Origin of the sequence: Pseudomonas marginalis (assembly GCF_024169655.1) — a bacterium.
GTDB classification, from domain to species: domain Bacteria; phylum Pseudomonadota; class Gammaproteobacteria; order Pseudomonadales; family Pseudomonadaceae; genus Aquipseudomonas; species Aquipseudomonas paraveronii.
In genome coordinates this window covers 2,874,370-2,895,284 of the sequence record NZ_JALJWV010000001.1, presented here as the reverse complement: position 1 = coordinate 2,895,284, position 20,915 = coordinate 2,874,370, and the positions used below count along the sequence as shown (strand labels likewise).

20 protein-coding genes are annotated in these 20,915 nt (G+C 63.5%); 11 read left to right on the top strand and 9 right to left on the bottom strand.

Annotated elements, in window-relative coordinates:
• The first annotated feature begins 13 nt into the window (after nt 1–13).
• Both J2Y83_RS13040 and J2Y83_RS13035 read left to right on the top strand, forming a co-directional pair.
• A complete protein-coding gene (locus J2Y83_RS13040; RefSeq protein ID WP_253395750.1) occupies nt 14–394 on the top strand; it encodes a RidA family protein in 381 nt (126 codons plus the stop codon).
• A gap of 116 nt (nt 395–510) precedes the next feature.
• Nucleotides 511–2,499: a peptidase U32 family protein gene (locus J2Y83_RS13035; RefSeq protein WP_253395748.1), complete on the top strand. Its 1,989-nt coding sequence runs from the start codon at nt 511–513 to the stop codon at nt 2,497–2,499.
• A 40-nt stretch (nt 2,500–2,539) separates the two neighbouring features.
• Here the strand turns inward: J2Y83_RS13035 and J2Y83_RS13030 are convergent, their stop codons facing one another.
• Nucleotides 2,540–3,436 (bottom strand): DMT family transporter, encoded by an 897-nt coding sequence (locus J2Y83_RS13030; protein ID WP_253395747.1) that lies wholly within the window; start codon nt 3,434–3,436, stop codon nt 2,540–2,542.
• 109 nt (nt 3,437–3,545) lie between these two features.
• Between J2Y83_RS13030 and J2Y83_RS13025 the strand changes: the two genes are divergently transcribed.
• Entirely contained in the window at nt 3,546–3,986 is a 441-nt protein-coding gene (locus J2Y83_RS13025; RefSeq protein ID WP_253395745.1) for an Lrp/AsnC family transcriptional regulator, read from the top strand.
• Nucleotides 3,987–4,112: 126 nt separating this feature from the next.
• Here J2Y83_RS13025 and xylB read toward each other — a convergent pair whose 3' ends face one another.
• The 6 genes from xylB to J2Y83_RS12995 form a co-directional block, all read right to left on the bottom strand.
• Nucleotides 4,113–5,573: a xylulokinase gene (gene xylB, locus J2Y83_RS13020; protein WP_253395743.1), complete on the bottom strand. Its 1,461-nt coding sequence runs from the start codon at nt 5,571–5,573 to the stop codon at nt 4,113–4,115.
• Nucleotides 5,574–5,589: 16 nt separating this feature from the next.
• Complete coding sequence (locus J2Y83_RS13015) at nt 5,590–6,582, bottom strand: LacI family DNA-binding transcriptional regulator (RefSeq protein WP_253395740.1); 993 nt, start codon at nt 6,580–6,582, stop codon at nt 5,590–5,592.
• A gap of 21 nt (nt 6,583–6,603) precedes the next feature.
• The gene (locus J2Y83_RS13010; RefSeq protein WP_253395738.1) at nt 6,604–7,536 is read right to left on the bottom strand and encodes an ABC transporter substrate-binding protein; all 933 of its coding nucleotides are present in this window, start codon (nt 7,534–7,536) and stop codon (nt 6,604–6,606) included.
• A gap of 34 nt (nt 7,537–7,570) precedes the next feature.
• Nucleotides 7,571–8,539: an ABC transporter permease subunit gene (locus tag J2Y83_RS13005; protein ID WP_247407449.1), complete on the bottom strand. Its 969-nt coding sequence runs from the start codon at nt 8,537–8,539 to the stop codon at nt 7,571–7,573.
• A gap of 13 nt (nt 8,540–8,552) precedes the next feature.
• Nucleotides 8,553–10,085 (bottom strand): sugar ABC transporter ATP-binding protein, encoded by a 1,533-nt coding sequence (locus tag J2Y83_RS13000; protein ID WP_253395736.1) that lies wholly within the window; start codon nt 10,083–10,085, stop codon nt 8,553–8,555.
• A 154-nt stretch (nt 10,086–10,239) separates the two neighbouring features.
• Nucleotides 10,240–10,791 (bottom strand): cytochrome b, encoded by a 552-nt coding sequence (locus tag J2Y83_RS12995; RefSeq protein WP_247406418.1) that lies wholly within the window; start codon nt 10,789–10,791, stop codon nt 10,240–10,242.
• A 182-nt stretch (nt 10,792–10,973) separates the two neighbouring features.
• Here J2Y83_RS12995 and J2Y83_RS12990 point away from each other — a divergent pair, with 182 nt between their 5' ends.
• From J2Y83_RS12990 to J2Y83_RS12960, 7 genes are read left to right on the top strand one after another with little or no spacing between them, the layout of a single operon-like run.
• Nucleotides 10,974–11,651: a thermostable hemolysin gene (locus J2Y83_RS12990; protein WP_253395734.1), complete on the top strand. Its 678-nt coding sequence runs from the start codon at nt 10,974–10,976 to the stop codon at nt 11,649–11,651.
• Complete coding sequence (locus J2Y83_RS12985) at nt 11,641–13,119, top strand: AMP-binding protein (protein ID WP_253395733.1); 1,479 nt, start codon at nt 11,641–11,643, stop codon at nt 13,117–13,119. Before J2Y83_RS12990 ends, J2Y83_RS12985 begins: the two co-directional genes overlap by 11 nt.
• A complete protein-coding gene (locus tag J2Y83_RS12980; RefSeq protein WP_247406426.1) occupies nt 13,116–13,790 on the top strand; it encodes a TenA family transcriptional regulator in 675 nt (224 codons plus the stop codon). Before J2Y83_RS12985 ends, J2Y83_RS12980 begins: the two co-directional genes overlap by 4 nt.
• Nucleotides 13,777–14,586, top strand: a complete 810-nt coding sequence (locus tag J2Y83_RS12975) for an SDR family oxidoreductase (protein WP_253395732.1) — start codon at nt 13,777–13,779, stop codon at nt 14,584–14,586. The genes J2Y83_RS12980 and J2Y83_RS12975 overlap by 14 nt, the downstream gene beginning before the upstream one ends.
• Nucleotides 14,583–15,227 (top strand): tetratricopeptide repeat protein, encoded by a 645-nt coding sequence (locus J2Y83_RS12970; RefSeq protein ID WP_253395731.1) that lies wholly within the window; start codon nt 14,583–14,585, stop codon nt 15,225–15,227. The genes J2Y83_RS12975 and J2Y83_RS12970 overlap by 4 nt, the downstream gene beginning before the upstream one ends.
• A gap of 11 nt (nt 15,228–15,238) precedes the next feature.
• Complete coding sequence (locus J2Y83_RS12965) at nt 15,239–15,901, top strand: response regulator (protein WP_017845733.1); 663 nt, start codon at nt 15,239–15,241, stop codon at nt 15,899–15,901.
• Nucleotides 15,898–17,262, top strand: coding sequence for a sensor histidine kinase (locus tag J2Y83_RS12960; RefSeq protein WP_253395730.1), 1,365 nt, complete (start codon nt 15,898–15,900; stop codon nt 17,260–17,262). Before J2Y83_RS12965 ends, J2Y83_RS12960 begins: the two co-directional genes overlap by 4 nt.
• A 7-nt stretch (nt 17,263–17,269) precedes the next feature.
• Here J2Y83_RS12960 and J2Y83_RS12955 read toward each other — a convergent pair whose 3' ends face one another.
• Together J2Y83_RS12955 and J2Y83_RS12950 are read right to left on the bottom strand one after the other, a co-directional pair.
• Complete coding sequence (locus J2Y83_RS12955; protein ID WP_253395729.1) at nt 17,270–18,508, bottom strand: MgtC/SapB family protein; 1,239 nt, start codon at nt 18,506–18,508, stop codon at nt 17,270–17,272.
• A gap of 12 nt (nt 18,509–18,520) precedes the next feature.
• Nucleotides 18,521–19,594: an NAD(P)-dependent alcohol dehydrogenase gene (locus J2Y83_RS12950; protein ID WP_253395728.1), complete on the bottom strand. Its 1,074-nt coding sequence runs from the start codon at nt 19,592–19,594 to the stop codon at nt 18,521–18,523.
• A gap of 243 nt (nt 19,595–19,837) precedes the next feature.
• Here J2Y83_RS12950 and J2Y83_RS12945 point away from each other — a divergent pair, with 243 nt between their 5' ends.
• Nucleotides 19,838–20,761, top strand: a complete 924-nt coding sequence (locus J2Y83_RS12945; protein WP_253395727.1) for a universal stress protein — start codon at nt 19,838–19,840, stop codon at nt 20,759–20,761.
• The last annotated feature ends 154 nt before the right edge of the window (nt 20,762–20,915 follow it).

The window sequence follows — 20,915 nt, the reverse complement described above, 5'->3', positions numbered from 1 at the left end:
CCAAGAGAACGTCATGGCCAACCACGACCTGTGCTTCACCCCTGACCCGGATGCCGACTCTATTTCCTCCGACGTGATCGGCTTCAACGGCATCCTGGTCTCCACCCAAATCCCGACCCGCACCGATGGCAGCCTGGAACTGGGCGACATAACCCTGCAAAGCGAATGCACCCTGCAAGCCCTGAAAGTCGCCCTTGAACGCGCCGGCAGTTCCATGGACCGGGTGATGCACCTGACCATCTACCTCACCGACATGGCCGACCGCGCAGCGTTCAATGAGGTCTACACACGCTTCTTCGCCAAGCCGTGGCCGGTGCGCGCCGCGGTTGGCGTGGCGGCCCTGGCAGTGGAAGGCATGCGCGTGGAAGTCACCGCAATGGCGGCCAAAGCCTGAATCCGCGCCGATACATGGCCTTGCACCCTGCAGGCCAAGCCCTGCGGTAGGTGCCGGTCAGGCGTTTCACGGCTACAATGCGCGCTTCGACCGTGACAAGCCTGACTAAAAAAACTATGTCCTTGCCCAAGCATCACCTGGAATTGCTCAGCCCTGCCCGCGATGTCGCCATCGCGCGCGAGGCCATCCTGCATGGCGCCGACGCCATCTACATCGGCGGCCCAAGTTTCGGCGCCCGCCACAATGCCTGTAACGAGGTGAGCGATATCGCGCAGTTGGTCGAATTCGCCCGGCGCTACCACGCGCGCGTCTTCACCACCCTCAACACCATCCTGCATGACAACGAACTGGAACCCGCGCGCAAGCTGATCCATCAGCTCTACGACGCCGGTGTCGATGCGTTGATCGTGCAAGACCTGGGCGTGATGGAGCTGGATATCCCGCCGATCGAGCTGCACGCCAGTACCCAGACCGACATCCGCACCCTGGGCCGCGCCAAATTTCTCGACCAGGCCGGCTTCTCCCAGTTGGTATTGGCCCGTGAGCTGAACCTGCAGGAAATCCGCGCCATCGCCGATGAGACCGATGCCGCCATCGAGTTCTTCATCCACGGCGCCCTGTGCGTGGCGTTCTCCGGGCAGTGCAATATCTCCCACGCGCAGAACGGCCGCAGCGCCAACCGCGGCGACTGCTCCCAGGCGTGCCGCCTGCCGTACACCTTGAAAGACGATCAAGGCCGCGTCGTCGCCTTTGAAAAGCACCTGCTGTCGATGAAAGACAACAACCAGAGCGCCAACCTGCGTGACCTGGTCGATGCCGGTGTGCGCTCGTTCAAGATCGAAGGTCGCTACAAGGACATGGGCTATGTGAAGAACATCACTGCCTATTACCGCCAGCGCCTGGATGACATCCTCGAAGACCGCCCGGACCTGGCCCGCGCCTCCAGCGGCCGGACTGCGCATTTCTTCCTGCCCGACCCGGAAAAAACCTTCCACCGAGGCAGCACCGACTACTTCGTCAGCGACCGCAAGATCGACATCGGCGCCTTCGACACCCCGACCTTCACCGGCCTGCCGGTGGGCGTGGTGGAAAAAGCCGGCAAACGCGACCTGCAAGTGGTCACCCATGAGCCGCTGTCCAACGGCGACGGCCTGAATGTGCTGGTCAAGCGTGAAGTGGTGGGTTTCCGCGCCAATATCGCCGAGGCCAAGGGCGAGTTCGAGGAAGACGGCGAGAAGCGCTACCGCTACCGCGTCGAGCCCAACGAAATGCCGGCCGGGCTGCATCAGTTGCGCCCGAACCACCCGCTGAACCGCAACCTCGACCACAACTGGCAACAGGCGCTGCTCAAGACCTCTGCCGAACGCCGTATCGGCCTGTCGTGGGTTGCCCGTCTGCGCGAAGAGCGCCTGGAACTGACCGCCACCAGCGAAGAAGGCATCAGCGCCAGCGTCGCCCTGCCCGGCCCGTTCGGCGTGGCCAACAAGCCGGAACAGGCGCTGGACACCCTGCGCGATTTGCTCGGCCAACTGGGCACCACCGAATACCACGCCACCGCCATCGAGCTGGATGCACCGCAGGCGTTCTTCATCCCCAACTCGCAGCTCAAGGCCGTGCGCCGCGAAGTGATCGAAGCCCTGACGGCGGCCCGCATCAACGCTCACCCACGCGGTGGGCGCAAGGCGCAGACCAACCCGCCGCCGGTGTACCCGGAGGCGCATCTGTCGTTCCTGGCCAACGTGTATAACCAGAAGGCCCGGGACTTCTACCATCGGCACGGGGTGAAACTGATCGACGCGGCCTTCGAAGCCCACGAAGAAACCGGTGAAGTGCCGGTGATGATCACCAAGCACTGCCTGCGCTTCTCGTTCAACCTTTGCCCCAAACAGGCCAAGGGCGTGACGGGCGTGAAGACCAAAGTCGCGCCGATGCAGTTGATCCATGGCGATGAAGTGCTGACCTTGAAGTTCGACTGCAAGCCTTGCGAAATGCATGTGGTCGGCAAGATCAAGGGGCACATCCTGGGTCTGCCGCAACCCGGCAGTGTGGTCGGCTACATCAGCCCGGACGACCTGCTCAAGACGATCCCGCGCGCGCCGCATTGATCGAACCGCGGGCGCGCTGCAATGGCGCGCTCGCGGCCAATTACTCCACTTGCATCGCGGTCTTTGCGCGCCACCACCAGCCCCTTTGCAAGCCAGCGGCCGCCAATAGGATCGTCGCCACTCCCAGCCATTGCAGCCAGCCCAGGCGATGCCCGAAGGCAATCCAATCGACCAGGATCGCCGCAACCGGGTAGATGAACGACAACGCGCCGGTGATGGCCGTCGGCAGCTTCTGGATCGCCCCATACAGCAACACATACATCAAACCGGTGTGTACCACCCCGAGCGTCACCAGGGCCGCCCAGGCATTGTTCGCCACCGGCAAATTGTTCCACGGCACCAGGGGCGCCAGTAACAACGCGCCGGTCGTGACTTGGATCAGCGCCATCAAATGCGGCGGCACTGCCTTCAAGCGCTTGATGATCAGCGCGGCAATCGCATATAGAAACGCCGCGCCGAGGGCCAGCGCGATACCGGCCAGGTAATCCCCAGCGCCGGTTGGCTGATCGCCATGGGCGCTGACAATCGCCAGCATCCCCAGGAACGCCACGCTCAGCCACGCCAGTTTCTGCACGCTGATCTTTTCACCGAGGAACAGCGCCGCCAACATCACCAACATGAATGGCTGCACGTTGTACACCGCCGTGCTGATCGCGATGGAGGCGCGGGAATAGGACTCGAACAGCAGCAACCAATTGCCGACGATGGCCACGCCGCTGAGCATCGCCAAGCCGAGCCCGGCCCAACTGAGCAAGTCCCGGCGCAGGTAACCCAGCAGCGCGCACACCAGCAACAACGTCAGCGCCCCGATCACGCAGCGCCAGAACACCACTTCGAGCACCGAGACGCCCGACACCAAGACAAACCAGCCAATGGTGCCCGAGATCAGCATGGCGGCGACCATTTCCCACGACCCGCGACGGATGGATGTGTCCATGATTGAAGCTCCTCAAGTGAGGCTCAATTATGGCAAGCTGACTTAGGCAGGCGACAGCGACTAAGAAAGGCCAAACACTCGGATCACCTTTACTTATTAGGCAGATACCATGATCGACACTATCGACCAACAACTGATCGCCGCTTTGATGGACGACTCCCGGCTGTCCCTCAAGGCCCTGGCCGGCATCACCGGGCTGTCGTCGCCCAGCGTCGGCGAACGCCTGCGCCGCCTTGAAGAGCGCGGCGTGCTGACCCATTACACCGTCGACATCGACCCCAAGCACTTCGGCTACCTGCTACAAGCCATCGTGCGCATCCGCCCCCTGCCCGGCAAGTTGCAGGAAGTGGAACGGCAGATCCAGGCCATCCCCGAATTCACCGAATGCGACAAAGTCACCGGCGAGGACTGCTTCATCGCACGCCTGCATGTACGCACCATGGACCACCTCGACAGCCTGCTGGATCGGCTCAACGCCTATGCCGAAACCAACACCGCCATCGTCAAGAAAACCCCGGTGAAGCGGCGCCTGCCGCCGCTGACCGACTGAATGCGCGCCCACCCAATGTGGGAGGGGGCTTGCCCCCGATAGCAGAGTGTCAGGCACTGCATGAGTGCCTGAACCACTGCTATCGGGAGCAAGCCCCCTCCCACATGAGCCCTGCGCCGGGTCAAATCAGTGGTGCAAGGCCTTGGCCGCGCCCAACAGCCCCTGAAACTTGCGATAACGCGCCTCCAGCACCGGCTGTTGCGCCCCATCCGGCACGTACCGAGCCTTGACCGGCATGCCCGCCGCGAGCAAGTCCGCGCCCTGCCCGATGGCCAGGAACCCCAGCTTCGCCGCACCGATACACGCGCTCAATTCACTGCCATGCAGGGTGAAGATTTCCCGCTGCAGGATGTTGGCCAACAACTGCGCCCAATACGCACTGCGCGCCCCGCCGCCCACCAGCGCACAGGCAGTGACGTCGGCGCCGCTCGATTGCACTGCGCGCAACGCGTCCAGCAGGCCAAAGCCCACGCCTTCCATCACCGCATACCCGAGCATCGCCGGGGTACAGTCGTGGCCCAGGTTCATGAAGCCGCCGCGCAGCAAGGGGTCGTTATGCGGCGTGCGTTCGCCGGCCAGGTAAGGCAGGAACAACGGGGTGGACAGCGGCACCGATTGGCCGATGGGCAACTGGGCCTGGACCTGGTCCAACAGCGCCTGTTCATCCGGCATGCCCGTCAGGCGCGTGACCCAACGCAAACAACTGGCGCCGGCCAGCATCGCGCCCATGGTGTACCAACGCTCAGGCAACGCATGGCAGAAGCTGTGCACCGCAGTGGCCGGGTTGCCCGCCGCATGGTCGGTGATGGCGACAATCGCCGCGCTGGTACCCAGCGTGATGAAACCGTCACCGGCGTTGATCGCGCCGATGCCCACGGCCGCAACCGGGTTATCGCCACCGCCGCCGGCAATCACCACCTCGGCGGGCAAACCCAGTTCGCGGGCGGTCAAAAACGCACTCGCCGCACCGCCCTCCACCAGCCTGGGCATCTGCTCCGGTGTAAGGCCGGTGGCCCGTAGCATGGGGCTAAACCATTGACGATTGGCCACGTCCAACCACAGCGTTCCGGCCGCATCGGACATCTCGCTGATGCGCTCCCCGCTCAAGCGCAGGCGCAGATAGTCCTTGGGCGACAGCACGCAATCGATGGCCTTGAACACCTCGGGCTCATGCTGTTGCAGCCAGAGCAGTTTCGGCGCGGTCAACCCGGCCATCGGCAAGCTGCCGGTGACGTCGGCGAACCCTGGGCCGAGCTGTGCCGCTTCGGCTACCGCGCGCGAGTCGTCCCACAGAATTGCCGGGTATAACACGCGGTCGTCGTCCCCCAGCAATACCGCGCCGTGCATTTGCCCGGACAGGCCGATGCACGCCACGCGGGCAAACGACTCATGCGCGCGCAACACATCCAGCGCCTGCAAACAGGCTTGCCACCAGTCTTGCGGCGCCTGTTCGGACCAGCCGGCGTGCCGACGCGAGACGCTCAAGCGCACGCCGGCCTGAGCCAGCACGGCGCCGCGGGTGTCCATCAGGATGGCTTTGAGTTCCGAGGTGCCCAGGTCGATGCCGAGGGAAACAGCACTGTTCATACGCATGTCATTCCAATCAATCACAGCCACAGGAGTTACGTATTTGCAGGGTCGGCTCCAGACGCACACTGCGGGTCGGCGCGGCGGGCGCTGCCATGCGTTGCAGTAACAGGTTGACCGCCTGAGCACCGAGCGCCTGGACCGGCTGGGCGATCAATGTCAGGCGCGGTACAAAGAAATCGGCCCAATCAAAATCATCGAAGCCCACCAGCGCCATCTGCGCCGGCACTTCGATATGGGCATCGCGCAAGGCCTGCATCGCGCCGAGGGTCATCAGGTTGTTGCCAGCCATGATCGCGGTCGGCGGCGCTGCCAGACCGAGTAGCTGCACCGTGGCCTGGCGTGCCGGCTCGGTGTTGGAGCCGCCGTTGACCAGCAGTTGCGCATCGAACGCCAGCCCTGCGGCCGCCAATGCCGCGCGATAACCGGCGACCCGTTCATCCGTGGTGCTGAACCCCGCGCGCCCGGCGATAAAGCCGATTCGGCGATGCCCATGGGCGATCAGGTGGGCAATCAGCGCTTGGGTCGGCTGGGTATTCTCCACCCCGACCTGATCGAATTGCTCACTCATCATCCGGTCCACCAGCACCGCCGGAATCTCGCTGGCCCGCAGATACTCCAGGGCCAGCGAGCCGTTCGAGGGCGCCAACACAATGCCGTCGACGCGCCGATGATGCAGAGCCGTGACCACCCGCAGCTCCTGCTCCGGGTCATCGTGGGTATCGACGAACAGCATCATGTAACCGTGCTTGGCGCACTCGGTTTCGATCGCGTGCACGGTTTCGCTGAAGTAGTGGTTGGACAGCGCCGAGATCGCCACGCCAATCGTGCTGGTGCTCGACCGCGCCAGCGAACGCGCCAGGGTGTTGGGGATATACCCCAGTTCCTGGATCGCGCGCTGCACCGCCTGCACCGTGGCCGGGCTGACCTTGCGGGTGCCGTTCAACACATGGGACACCGTTGACGTCGACACCCCCGCTCTGCTTGCGACGTCATCCATGGTGACCACGGCGCTGTTCCCCTCAGTGACTCAGTGTTTACTCGACCAACCGCTGTACGTCGCGACGGTGTCGCGGGTGATCAGTTTTGGCGTGAGCAGCGTAACCGTTTCGGCGGGAGCCTTGTCGTTGAGAAGGTCATTACCGATGTTCACCGCCGTCTGCGCCATGGCCCATGGGTCCTGGCTGGACGACGCCTGGATCTGAGTGTCGGTCTTCAGCGCATGCTCGATATCCGGTGCGCCATCCACCGAGGTGATGATGATACCGCCGCGTTTAAGCTGCTTGGCCGCCAAGTCGCTGCCGATGGCCTGGGGGTCGTTGATCGCGAACAGACCGTCGATTTTTGCAAAACGCGTGAGGTAGCCCTGCATCACGTTCAGGCCGCCTTCACGCGAGCCTTTGCCGTCCTGGTCATCGGACAGCACCTTGATCTGCGGCGCAGCGGCCAAGGCGGCCTTGCAACCCTTGACGCGGTCGGTCACGGCGGTCACTTGCGGGCCGTTCTGGATAATCACGTTGCCTTTGCCCGCGAGCTTGTCCACCAGGAATTGGCAGGCCAGTTTGCCGGCTTCGACGTTGTCGGTCTGCACGGTCGCGTTGACCCCCTTGGCGTCCACATCCACCGCCACGACGACAATGCCGGCGTCACGGGCTTTCTTGATCGCCGAGGCCATGGCGGACGGGTCGACGGCGTTGATCAGAATCAGGTCGACCTTGGACGAGATGAAGTTGTCGATCTGCGAAAACTGCTTGCTCAAGTCATAGTCGGCCGACACCGACGTGACCTTGACGCTGGGGTTCAGCTCCTTGGCACGGGCCGTGGCGCCGTCGGCCAGGGTCACGAAATACGGGTTGCCCAGCGAGCCCATGCTGATGCCCAGGGCCTTCAATTCACGTGCTTCCACGGCCTGGGACATCAGGGCAGCCAAGGCGATGACGGGAACGATGTGTTTTAGGTTCATGCGGGTCTCTCTTGTGATTGTTGTAGGAGTGAACTCAGGTCCGCGCACCGGACTGGCGATAGCGATCCAGCGCCACCGCGCCGATGATCACGATGCCCTTGATGATGTACTGCCAGATATCCGAGACGCCCAGCAGCACCAGGCCATTGGTCAGTACCGCAATGATCAGTGCGCCGATCAGCGTGCCGCCGATGGTGCCGACGCCGCCGGTAAAGCTGGTGCCGCCGAGGATCACTGCGGCGATCGCATCCAGTTCGTAGGATTGCCCCAGTTGCAGGCCGTTGGCGGCGAACAGGCGTGAAGCACTCATCACCGCGCCAAGCCCGGCCAGCGCCCCGGACATTGCGTAGACAAACAGCAGCACCTTCCACACCTTGATCCCGGAGAGCCGCGCCGCTTCCGGGTTGCCGCCCACCGAATAGATCTGCACGCCCATCACCGTGCGCCGCAGGATGAACCACGACAGCGCCACCACCGCCACCGCGATCACCACCAGCCACGGCACGCCGAGGATCGAGTCGTTGCCGATAAAGGCAAACGGCAGGTCGGGGTTGAACACGGTCTTGTCGTCGGCCAGCAAACGTGCGAGGCCGCGCATGGCGGTCAGCGCGCCGAGGGTGACGATAAACGGCGGCAAGCGCATGAACGCGATCAACCCGCCGTTGACCAGGCCCAGCAACAGACCAAAGCCAATCCCGGCGGCAATCCCGAACATGCCGAACTGCGGCGACATCGAGGCCTGCAACGCCACCACGGCCGAAGCCGCGAGGATCGCGCCGACGGACAGGTCGATGCCGGCGGTCAGGATCACAAAGGTCATGCCCGCCGCCAGCACCACGTTGACCGAGGCCTGTTGCGTGATGATCGACAGGTTCTGCACCGTCAGGAAGTTTTCACTGGCCAGGGCAAAGCCCACCAGCAGCAGGACCAGCACCGGCAGCATGCCGACGCTGCGCATCAGTTCCCTGACGCGCTCGGCCTTGCCGATTACGGGGAGGGTCATTGTGTTGTTCGAATCAGCCATGGGCAGCCACCTGATCGCCACCGGTGGCGAGGTCAATAATACGTTCCTGGGAAATGACGTGGCCCGAAGCCCCGCCGACTTCGGCCACCAACTGGCCTTCGCGCATGATCAGCACGCGGTCGCAGGTGCCGATGATTTCCGGCAACTCGCTGGAAATCACCACGATGCCCACGCCGGCCTGCGCCAGTTGATTGATGATGCGGTAGATCTCGGATTTGGAACCGATGTCCACGCCGCGCGTGGGTTCGTCGAGGATCAGCACATGCGGCTTGACCTCCAGCAACCGCGCCAGCAAGACCTTCTGCTGATTACCGCCGGACAGCGCGCCGACATTGACATTGCCGGACGCCACGCGAATCGACAGCGATTTGATCGCGTCGTTCGAGCGCTGCGCAGCATGCCCGCGATTGAGCACGCCACCGGCATGCGCGTCCGGCACACAGGCACAGACATTGATGTTGTCGGCCACGCTCATGTCCAGGAACAGGCCCTGGGCCTTGCGGTCTTCGGTGAGGTACACCACGCCGGCGCGAATCGCGTCGGCCGGGGTACGCAGTTGCGTGACTGTCTTGCCCACCACTTCCAGGGTGCCGGCGGTGCGCGGGTCGGCGCCGAAGATCAGCCGCGCCAGTTCGGTGCGCCCTGCCCCCACCAGGCCGGCGATACCCAGCACTTCACCGGCGTGCAGGTCGAAGCTGCAGTTGCGCACGCGTTTGCCGTCGGCCATGTCGCGCACGCGCATCACCACCGCGCCGGGGTCATAGGCCGCGTGCTCCTTCTTGTAGAAACCGGAGAGGTCGCGGCCCACCATCATCTTCACCAGCACCTCGGCCGACAGCGCATCGCGGGTCAGTTCGCCGATGTGCTGGCCGTCACGCAGCACCGAAACCCGGTCCGACAGTTCGTAGATCTCGGCCATGCGATGGCTGATATAGATGATCGCCAGGCCCTGGCCGCGCAACTGTTTGATCAGCGCGAACAGGCGGTCGGTCTCGCGCGACGAAAGCGGCGTGGTGGGCTCGTCCATGACCAGGATCTTGGCGTGGGCATGCAGGGCGCGGGCGATTTCCACCAATTGGCGTTCGGCAATCGACAGGCTGCTGACCCGCGTTGCCGCGGTGAACTCGGCGCCCAGGCGTTGCAGCACTTCCACGCAACCGGCCTGCATGCCCTGGCGGTCGATGGTCCAGCCACGGCGCAGTTCACGGCCCAGGTAGATGTTCTCGGCCACGCTCAGGTTCGGGCACAGGCTCAGTTCCTGGTAAATCACGGCGATGCCGAGGGCTTTGGCGGTGGCGGGATCGAACGTTGCGACAGGCTGGCCGGCAATGCGGATGGTGCCGCCCGGGTCGGCCTGGTAAGCGCCAGAGAGGATTTTCATCAGGGTGGATTTGCCGGCGCCGTTCTCCCCCATCAAGGCGTGGATTTCGCCGGGGTAGACTTTCAGGCCGACATTCTTGAGCACGCGCAAACCGTTGAAGGTTTTGCTGATGCCCTGCATCTCTAGCAAGGGTTCGAGGCTCATGAATGAGCTCCTGATTTTATTATTGTTGTATTCGCGCTCCTTGGATCAGAGCCGATTGCCACCGACTCTAATCAGATACATTTACTTACGCAAGCGCTTGCGCAGCCCGTTTGTCGCCTGATGAAACGTTTCATCAGGCGAATTTTCCGCGATTTCAGCGTTCGTAGCGTTTAGGCAGCATGCGCACCAAGGTGTTGTCCCGCACCCAGTAGTGGTGGAACAACCCGGCGGCGGCGTGCAGGCCAATCAGCCAATACCCGGCGCTGCCCAACCATTCATGCCAGTGCTTGAACTGCCTGGCCAGGTCCGGGTCCGCCGCGACCAGGGTCGGCAAGGAAAACTCGAAATACGGTATCGGCTTGCCCGCGGCGTTGAGCATCAGCCAGGCCAGCAGCGGCGTGACGATCATCAGCCCATACAGCGCCAGGTGCATCAGGTGCGACGCACCCGTCTGCCAGGCCGGCGGGCGCGGCACGATCGGTGGACGCGGCATCAGGCGCCCCAGCAGGCGCAGCCACACCAGCAGGAAAATCCCGATACCAAACAGCGCGTGGGCGCCGAGGAACAGCCCCTTGAGTGCGTGCCCGCGAGGCAACAGGCCTTTGATTTCAATGCAACCGTATACGCCGACAAACAACGCCAGCATCAACCAGTGCAGAATCATCGACAGCCTTGCATAGCGTGGTGTCATCAGGTTTTCGGTCATAGATAAGGTGCCTTGTGCAAGGGGCGGTGGCCGGACCCGGCCTTGAAGAGTCGCCGTCACCCTGCCCGCGTAGCCTTAAGACAATCTGAAGATGGCTGAAACGATCATTTTCACCACCTTCAGACTTCGTTAAGAAATGCCCTCGATACTCCTCCCAACTTCACTTGGGAGGCATAACGCCAATGCCCGGTATCGATTGGAACATTCCCTTGCCCCTGTTATTCGGCCAAGCCGACAGTGCGCCGCTGTCCCTTGCCCGCGCCCTGCCCCAAGACCCTCAGCGCGCTGCCTTCGAGGCCTTCATCCAACAGCGCTTTCGCATTGCCCACGGTGCCGATATCCGTCATTTCATGCCGCAGCTGTTTGGCGTCAGTCAGGCCAACGGTGAACTGTGTGCCGTCGCCGGTGTGCGCCTGGCAAGCGACGAGCCGCTGTTCCTGGAGCGTTACCTGGACCATCCGATCGAACCGCTGATCAGCGCGGCCGCCGCGCAACCGGTAGACCGCCGGGCGATCGCCGAAGTCGGCAACCTGGCCGCCAGCGATACCGGCAGTGCGCGCCTGAGCATCATCGCCATCACCTGGCTGCTGGCCATGGCCGGCCTGGAGTGGGTGGCGTTCACCGGCAATATCGGCCTGGTCAATAGTTTCCATCGTCTCGGTTTGAAGCCCGTCACCCTGTGCGCCGCCGACCCGCAGCGCCTGGGCGATGAACGCCATCACTGGGGCAGTTATTACGAAAGCCAACCCTGGGTGCATGTCGGCAATATCCGCGCCGGCTTCATCCATTTGCGCAACATGGGCCTGTTCTCGCGCCTGGGGTTGCCTGCCACGATTGAGGACGCCAGCCATGTCGCCTGAAACCCGCCGTTTCCACGCTGTTCTTCGCGGCTATGCCGAGCGCAATGACGGCACCGTCGCCCTGTGGGGAGACACGTTGAAGATGGATTACACCGCGCTGTTCGCCGAGGTGACCTATCGGCAGGAACGCCTGCGCGCTGAAGGCGTGAAGGTGGTGGCCCTGGCCCTGGACAATGGCGTTGAGGCCATGCTGTGGGACCTGGCGATCCTGTTCGAAGGCTTGACCTGCCTGACCCTGCCGCCGTTCTTCAGCCCTGCCCAGCGCGCCCACTGCCTGGAACAGAGCCACGCCGAGCGCGTGATCGCCGAACCGTACCTGGAAGCCGAATTGCACGCCGGCGGTTACCGCAAAACCGGCGACTTCTGGTGCCGCGCGTTCGAAGGCCGCCCTTCGATGCCCCTGGGCACCGCCAAAGTGACCTTTACCTCGGGCACCACCGGCACGCCCAAAGGCGTGTGCCTGAGCGCCGACAGCGTGCTGCGGGTGGCCCGCGAGTTGTATCAGGCCAGCCACACCAGCGACCCGCGTCATCACCTGGCATTATTGCCACTTGCCATCCTGCTCGAGAACCTGGGGTGCTACGCCGCGCTGTATGCCGGCGCCACCTTGAGCTTGCCCAGCCAGAAGAGCCTGGGCATCCAGGGCGCCAGTGCAGTGGATGCCGCGCAATTGCTCGGCTGCCTGGCGGTGCGCCAGCCCCACAGCCTGATCCTGGTCCCGCAGTTGCTGTTGATGCTGGTCATCGCCGCCGAGCAGAAGGCGTTCAACCCGCAAGGTTTGCGCTTTGCTGCCGTGGGCGGTGCACGGGTCTCCAAGGCCTTGCTGCTACGGGCGCAGCAACTGGGCGTGCCGGTGTTCGAAGGTTACGGGCTCTCTGAATGCGCCTCGGTGGTGTGCCTCAATCGGCCCGGTGCGCAACGGCCAGGCAGTGTCGGCCAACCGCTGCCCCATGTGGAGATCCGCCTCGCCGAGGACGGCGAAGTGCTGATCAAGGGCTCGACCTTGCTCGGTTACCTGGGGCAGACCGAACAGCCCGAACAGTGGTGGCCCAGCGGCGACCTGGGCGCGTTCGATGACGACGGTTTTCTCTACCTCAAAGGCCGCAAGAAACATCAGTTCGTCACCAGTTACGGGCGCAACGTCAACCCGGACTGGGTTGAGGCCGAGCTGACCCAGGGCGGCGCCATCGCCCAGGCCTTCGTCTACGGCGAAGCCCTGCCGGAGAACCACGCGCTGCTATGGCCGCATCGCGCCGACTGCACCGACGCCCAACTGGCCGCCGCCGTGGCCCTGGCCAACAGCAGCCTACCCGACTACGCGCAGGTGCATCGCTGGACGCGCCTGGAAGAACCGTTTACCGCCGCCAATGGCTTGCTCACCGCCAATGGCCGGCCACGGCGTGACGCCATCGTCGCGCGCTATCAATCCCGACTTGCCCCTGCACTCAACGAGGAAACCTCATCGTGAACTTTTTCGACACCCTGCAAGACGCTACCCAACAGGAACGCCAGGCACTGTTCAGCCTGCCGATCATCCGTGATGCACTGGAAGGCAAGGTCAGCCTGGAAAGCTACCGTGAATTCCTGGCCCAGGCCTACTACCACGTGCGGCACACCGTGCCATTGATGATGGCTTGCGGTGCGCGCCTGCCCTCGCGCCTGGAGTGGCTGCGCAAGGCGGTCTGCGAGTACATCGAGGAAGAGTATGGCCACGAGCAATGGGTGCTCGATGACATCGCTGCCTGTGGTGGCGACCGGGACGCGGTCCGTGACGGCCGCCCTGGCTTGCCTATCGAGTTGATGGTCAGCTACCTCTATGACCTGATCGCCCGTGACAACCCCGTCGGCCTGTTTGGCATGGTCAATGTGCTGGAAGGCACCAGCATCGCCCTGGCCACCCACGCGGCCGGCAGCATCCGTGACCGCCTGCAACTGCCAGAGACGGCATTCAGCTACCTGAGTTCCCACGGTTCCCTGGACATTGGGCACATGGAGACGTATCGCCGCTTGATGAACAGCCTGGACGACCCCGCCGACCAGGCCGCCGTGATCCACGCATCCAAGGTGGTGTACGCCCTCTACACCGACATGTTCCGCAACCTGCCGCGTATCGGGGAGGCCCCCCATGCAACTGTCTGACGCCCGTGTGGTGCTGACCGGCGCCAGCGGTGGCATTGGCCTGGCGATCGCCACCGCGCTGTGCGCCAGTGGCGCGCACGTCCTGGCCGTGGCGCGTCATCGCGCACCGCTGGAAGCCTTGTTGGCCCAGTACCCGGAGCAACTGTGCTGGGTGGGGGCCGACCTGACCTTCCTCAACGACCGACGCAAGGTGCTGGCCGCCGCGCAAGCCATCGGCGGCGTCAACCTGCTGATCAACGCTGCCGGCGTCAACCACTTCGCCATGCTGGAACAGCTGGACGAAAACGAAATCAACGGCATGCTCGCGTTGAACATCACCGCGCCGATCTGCCTGACCAAGCTGCTGCTGCCCATGCTCAAGCAAGCCGCGAGCGCGATGGTGGTGAATGTCGGCTCGACTTACGGTTCGATCGGTTACCCCGGTTATGCCACCTACTGCGCCACCAAGTTCGCCCTGCGCGGGTTTTCCGAAGCCTTGCGCCGGGAACTGGCCGACACCCGCGTCGGTGTGTTGTATGTCGCGCCGCGCGCCACCCAAACCCGCATGAACAGCCCGGCGGCGCAGGCCTTGAACGATGCGCTCAAGTCCAACGTCGACGAACCGCACAGCGTGGCTACCGCCGTGATCAAAGCGATTGCCAACGACCGCCGCGATCTTTACCTGGGCTGGCCGGAGCGCTTCTTTGTGCGCCTCAACAGCCTGCTGCCGAATCTGGTCGACCGTGGTTTGCGTAAACAACTGCCACTGGTACGCCGCCTGAGCGATAAACCCGTTAAAAAGGACCTGAACCCATGAAACGCCTCTTCGCCGCGCTGCTGCTCACCGCCTTGAGCCCGCTCACCTGGGCGCTGGACGCCGCCGACCAGCAACGGCTGACCGATATCCAGACGCGCTGGGCGCACATTCAATACAGCCTGCCCGAGGAACAGCGCGCCCAAGCCTTTGAGCAGCTTGCCTCCCAGGCGACGGCCTTCACCCAGACGCGTCCTCAGGCGGCCGAGGCCTGGATTTGGTCCGGGATTGTCAGCAGCAGCTGGGCCGGTGCCCAGGGCGGGCTTGGCGCGTTGAGCAAGGTCAAGGCGGCCAAGGTCGACCTGGAAAAAGCCCTCGCCCTCGACCCCAAGGCCCTGCAAGGCTCTGCCTATACCAGCCTGGCCGCACTGTATGATCGGGTGCCCGGCTGGCCGATCGGCTTTGGGGATGCCGACAAGGCTGAACAGTTACTCAAACAGGCCTTGCAACTGAACCCGACGGGCATAGATAGTCTGTATTTCTGGGGTGATCACCTGTACCGGCAAAAACGCTACGGCGAAGCCCGTGATGCCCTGCAAAAAGCGCTGCTGGCAGCCCCACGACCTGGCCGGGAAACCGCCGATGCCGGACGGCGCAAAGAAATCGAAAGCGTGCTGGCAGACATCAACAAAAAACTCAACTGACAGGAGTCCGCGTGCGCTTATTACTGATCGAGGATGACGAGGCATTGGGTGAAGGTATTCACCAGGCGCTGGTACGTGAGGGCTACACCGTTGATTGGCTCAAAGATGGCAGCAGTGCATTGCATGCACTGCTCAGCGAAACCTTTGACGTGGCGGTGCTCGATCTCGGGCTGCCGCGCATGGATGGGCTGGAGGTGCTGCGCCGCCTGCGTGACAGCGGCTCGAACCTGCCGGTGCTGATCCTCACGGCGCGCGATGCTACCGAAGACCGTATCGCCGGGCTCGACGCCGGCGCCGACGATTACCTGATCAAGCCCTTCGACCTGGCCGAGCTCAAGGCGCGCCTGCGCGCGTTGCTGCGCCGCAGCGCCGGCCGTGCGCGGGTCATGATCGAACACGCCGGCATCTGCCTGGACCCGAGCACGCAACAAGTCAGCTACCACGGCGAACCGGTGTTGCTCACCCCCAAGGAGTATCAGCTGCTGCACGAACTGCTGTCGCCACCTGGCCGCGTCATGACCCGTGACCAGTTGATGCAGTTGCTCTACGGCTGGAACGAAGAAGCTGAAAGCAACACCCTGGAGGTGCATATCCATCACCTGCGCAAGAAATTCTCCAGCGAGCTGATCCGCACCGTTCGCGGCGTCGGCTACCTGGTGGAGGAGCGCGGATGACTTCTATTCGGCGGCGTACCCTGACCCTGATCATTGGCCTGCTGCTTGCCGGGCTGTTGTTGATCAGCGTGCTCAACCTGCATGACAGCAACCACGAAATCGCCGAAGTCTATGACGCACAACTGGCACAGAACGCCCGCCTGCTCCAGGGCGTGATGAGCATGCCGTTGGCCAGCCAAGACCAGGAAGACCTGTACCGCGCCTTCAACAAAGCCTTGGGCGAAGCAGTGCCCAAGGTCGATGGGCACCCCTATGAAAGCAAAGTCGCCTTCCAGGTGTGGAACCCCAAGGGCGAACTGCTGGTGTTTACCGCCAGCGCCCCCTCATTTGTCCCGGCGCCCACCCAGCCCGGCTTCAGCAACGTCGACGACCTGAACGGCCGTCAATGGCGCGGCTTCGTCCTCAAGGACAAGGACAACGGCCTGCGGATCTGGGTGGGCGAACGCGACGATGTGCGCACCGACCTGGTGCAGCGCATCGTGCGGCATACCTTGTGGCCCAACGTACTGGGTAGCCTGATTCTCGCCGCGATGGTCTGGCTGGCAATCGGCTGGGGTCTAAAGCCCCTGGCCGATATGGCCGCCACCCTGCGCGCGCGGCATTCCGGCTCCCTCGAACCGATGCAACTGACCCCGCTGCCCACGGAGCTTGAGCCGATGCAGGCGGCGCTGAACCGCATGCTGGCGCAGATCCAGGAAATGCTCGGCCGCGAGCGACGCTTCATTGCCGATGCAGCCCATGAAATGCGCACGCCACTGGCGGTATTGCGCGTGCATGCCCAGAACCTGCTGGAAGCCGGCACCGAAACCGAACGGCGCGAATCCCTGGCCTTTCTGATCGCTGGCGTCGACCGCACCAGCCGTCTGGTCAACCAACTGCTGACCATGGCGCGCCTGGAACCCGGCGCCGGGCAACCGCCGATACAGGCCATCGACCTGGCGACCACGGTGCGCGAAACCCTGATTCAGTTGACGCCGTGGCTGCTGAGCAAAGGCCTCGAACTGGTATTCGACGTCGAGGAGGGTCCACACCCCGTAAATACCGATGCCGCCGCGATCAATATCGCCCTGACCAACCTGGTGACCAACGCCGCGAATTTCTCCCCGGATCAGGGCGTGATCACCGTGGGCTTGCGCAAAAACGCCCAGCGTTTCGCGCTCACCGTCGACGATCAAGGCCCCGGCATCGACGAGAGCCAGCGCGAACGGCTGTTCGAGCGTTTCTACAGCCGTGGTAATGCCCAAGGCGCAGGCCTGGGCCTGACCATCGTACAAACCATCGCCCATCGCCTGGGAGGCCAGGTGCGCCTGGAAAACCTGGCGGCCGGCGGCCTGCGGGCGACCCTGGAAATCCCGGGTTGACGCGACGCTAGCCGACCAGTGTGCCCAGCCACATCGCACCGACCAGCAGGACCTGCCCGGCAATCACATAGGCCGCAAATCGACGACCGCCGCTGACCCCGGCCACCAGGCACTTGCTCAGCGCGTTGCAACTGACCGCCAGCAACACCGGGATGGCCGCAGACGCCAGGGAAAGCTGGCCGCTGGTAGCCAGGGCGGCAATCGAGGCGATGGACGCGTGGGCGTCGGCAAAACCACTCAGGGTGGCGGTCAACATCACGCCGACCTGGCCGAAGTGATAAAGCATCAGCGACGACAAGAAGGTAATGCCGCTCAGGGTCAAGACCATGATCAGCGCCAGCTTGAGGTCGAATGCGCCGCCCACCCGGATCGCTTGGCTGGCACCTGCCGGCGGCGCGCGCAGCATCAGGCACGCACCGTACAACGCGGTGGTGGCAAACCCGGCGAGCAGCGGCCAGGCCATTTGCGACAGCAGCGTCGGTTCCACGGTGCCGAGGATCAGCGCCACTTGGGTCACCGTCGCAATATTCGAGAGAATGGCCGCCGCCGCCAGGGTGCGCAGGTGCTCCGGCTCTTTGACGGCAATGTGGCCCATGGCGGCAACGGTCACGGTACTGGAAGCGAACCCCGAAGCAATGGCACCCACAACATAGCCATAACGCGGCCCCAGCGCGCGCACCGCCACATGCCCTACCGCGCCGACCGCCATCAATAACACCGTCAAGGTGCAGATGGTGCGCGGGTTCAGTGCCCCATAGGGGCCGATAGTGCGATCCGGCGCCAGCGGCAAGACCACCAGCGCAACGACCAGCAGCAATAGGCCGTCGCGCATTTCTACATCGGTCAATTGGCTGCGGGCAAAGTTGTGCAGCTTGTCGCGGTAGGCCAGCAGGCCGGCCATGACCACGCCAATGGCGATGGCCAGTTCGGGTGCGACCCCACACCAGGCGCCCAGCACCAGCACCGTGAGCAACGCGACTTCGCTGGTGATCCCCGGGTCTTTGTCGCGGCTCTTCCAGTAAGCGGTGCTGACGATCACGGCCAGGCACCCGGCGATCAGCCCGAGCAACAGGCCGCCACCGACTTGCTGCGCGACGTAACCCAGTAACGCAGTGATGGAATAGGTGCGCAGACCGGCAAAAGCGCGCAGCTCACCCTCGCCCTTGTGGCGCTCGCGCTCAAGGCCGATCAGCATGCCGATGCCCAGTGCCGCCGCGGCGCCTGCCAGCCCCAGGGTCTGCGTCATTTACAGGCGCCTTCAGGGCGTGATCGCGACTTTCAGCACACCGTCGCGCTGATGGGCAAACAGCTCATAGGCTGCCTCGATATCGTCGAGTTTGAAACGGTGCGTGACCAGAGGCGACAGATCCACCCCGCCGCTGGCCACCACGGCGAGCAAGCGGCGCATGCGTTCCTTGCCACCGGGGCACAGGGTCGACACGATGCTGTAGTCCCCCAGTCCGGCGCCAAATGCATCATAGGGAATGCGCAGGTCGCTGGAGTACACCCCCAGACTCGATACCCGGCCCCCGGGACGCAGTACGCGCAATGCCGACTCGAATGTACCTTGGGTGCCCAAGGCTTCGATGGCCACATCGACCCCGCGGCCATCGGTCAGCGCGAGGATCTGCTCGACCACATCGCCTTTCTTGAAGTCGACGATATGGGTAGCCCCCAGGCCGCGGGCGACGTTCATGCGCTCGCTGACGCCATCGACGCCGATGATCATCGACGCGCCTTTGAGCCGGGCGCCGGCCACCGCGCACAGGCCGATCGGCCCGAGGGCGAATACCACGACGGTATCGCCGATGCTCACCTCGCCGCGCTCGGCACCGGAAAAGCCGGTGGACATGATGTCCGGACACATGAGCACTTGTTCGTCGCTCAGGCCATCGGGGATCGGGCACAGGTTGGCCAGCGCATCGGGGACCAGCACGTATTCGGCCTGGCAGCCGTCGAGGGTATTGCCGAATTTCCAGCCGCCCGCTGCGCGAAAGCCATGGCGGGTGTCGGGGCCGTCCTGGGAACCGCACCCGCACAGGCAGGCATAACTTTGCCCGCTGGGCGTGATGGCGCCAGCAATGACGCGCTGGCCCTCAACGAAACCGCGCACCTGGGAACCCAGCCGCTCGATCACGCCCACCGGTTCGTGGCCCACGGTCAACCCTTTGGCCACCGGGTATTCACCACGCAGGATATGCACGTCGGTACCGCAGATGGTCGTGGTGGTGATGCGCACCAGGGCGTCCAGCGGGCCGACTTCGGGGATGGGTTTGTCGTCGAGGACGATGCGGTTTTTTTCAACGAAGACAGCTGCTTTCATGGTTGCCATGGCGTGACCTCCTGCGTCTGGAAAAGCCTGAATGGCACTCAGACTGCACCGCGGTGACGCCGCGCAAGTTGATCATGATCAACAATCCCCTGATTGATCGCGGCACCCGACCGGATGTCGCTGACATTGCCCGGGCTCAAGGCGACTTGATACAAGTCAAACCGGCGCCAGCGCCCGGCGCCATGATCAGAGGCAAGCATCACTGCCCGATGCTATCTGCTGGTTACCCAAGGGAGATTGCCCATGTCTGCTCAAGCACGTTACTTGTTGCTGGTTTCGCCGCTGATGGAACACAGCCCCGCCTTCGACCGGGCCGCCGCCCTGGCCAAGGCTGAAGGTGCCGCGCTGCACATCCTCGCCTTCGACTATCTGGAGGGCCTGGCCACCGCCGGTCTGGTCAACGAGCAAGCCCTGGAACAGATGCGTATTGGCTACGTTGAGCGCCATCACCAGTGGCTGGAAGATCAGGCCAGGCCCTTGCGCAAGCTCGGCCTGACCGTCACCACCGAAGTGGCCTGGGTGGAGAGCCCGCTGCAGGAGATCCTGATTCGTCTTAAAGAAGAGCCCATGGCGTTGGTGATCAAGGCGCTGGAGCATGAGTCACTGCTGTCGCGCTTGATGTTTACGCCGTTGGACGTCCACCTGATTCGCGAATGCCCGGTGCCACTGCATTTTGTCAGCGGGGCCCTGCACGCGTTACCGCGCAAAATCGTAGCGGCCGTCGACCCGTTCCATCACGACGAGCATTACGACAGCCTTAACGACCGCATCTTGCATGAAGCCGTCAAATTGGCGACAGCGTGTGATGCCGAGGTAGAAGTGATCTACGCCCATGACTTGTCCGACCTGGGGGCCCAGGAGTATGGGTTTGGCAGCGGCGCCGGGTTTTTCTCTTCAGTGGCCGCCAAACGGTTGTTCGACGAACAGGGCAAGGCCTTCAATGACCTGGCCGCACGCAACGGTATTCCGCCGGCACAGCGCCATATGATCCTGGGTAACCCGGCCAAAGTGCTCTCCAGCTATGCCGATGCCTACAACGTCGATGTGATCGTCATGGGCCGGGTCGGTCATCGCGGCCTATCGCGCCTGCTCGGCAGCACCGCCGAAACGCTACTGTATAAAATGCCATGCAGTGTCTGGATGGTTAAACCGGAAGTGCTCGACTGAACGTCATCGGATCGCACACGCGGTAGTTGGCAGACCCTCGCTGTAGCATTCGCAGCGAGGGGCATGCAAAAAACACTCATCTAGAGGGCGGCGCGAGACTCATTGCACGCGAAAGCGATCAGCGGCTCGACTATATAAAATTTGCAGCTATCTT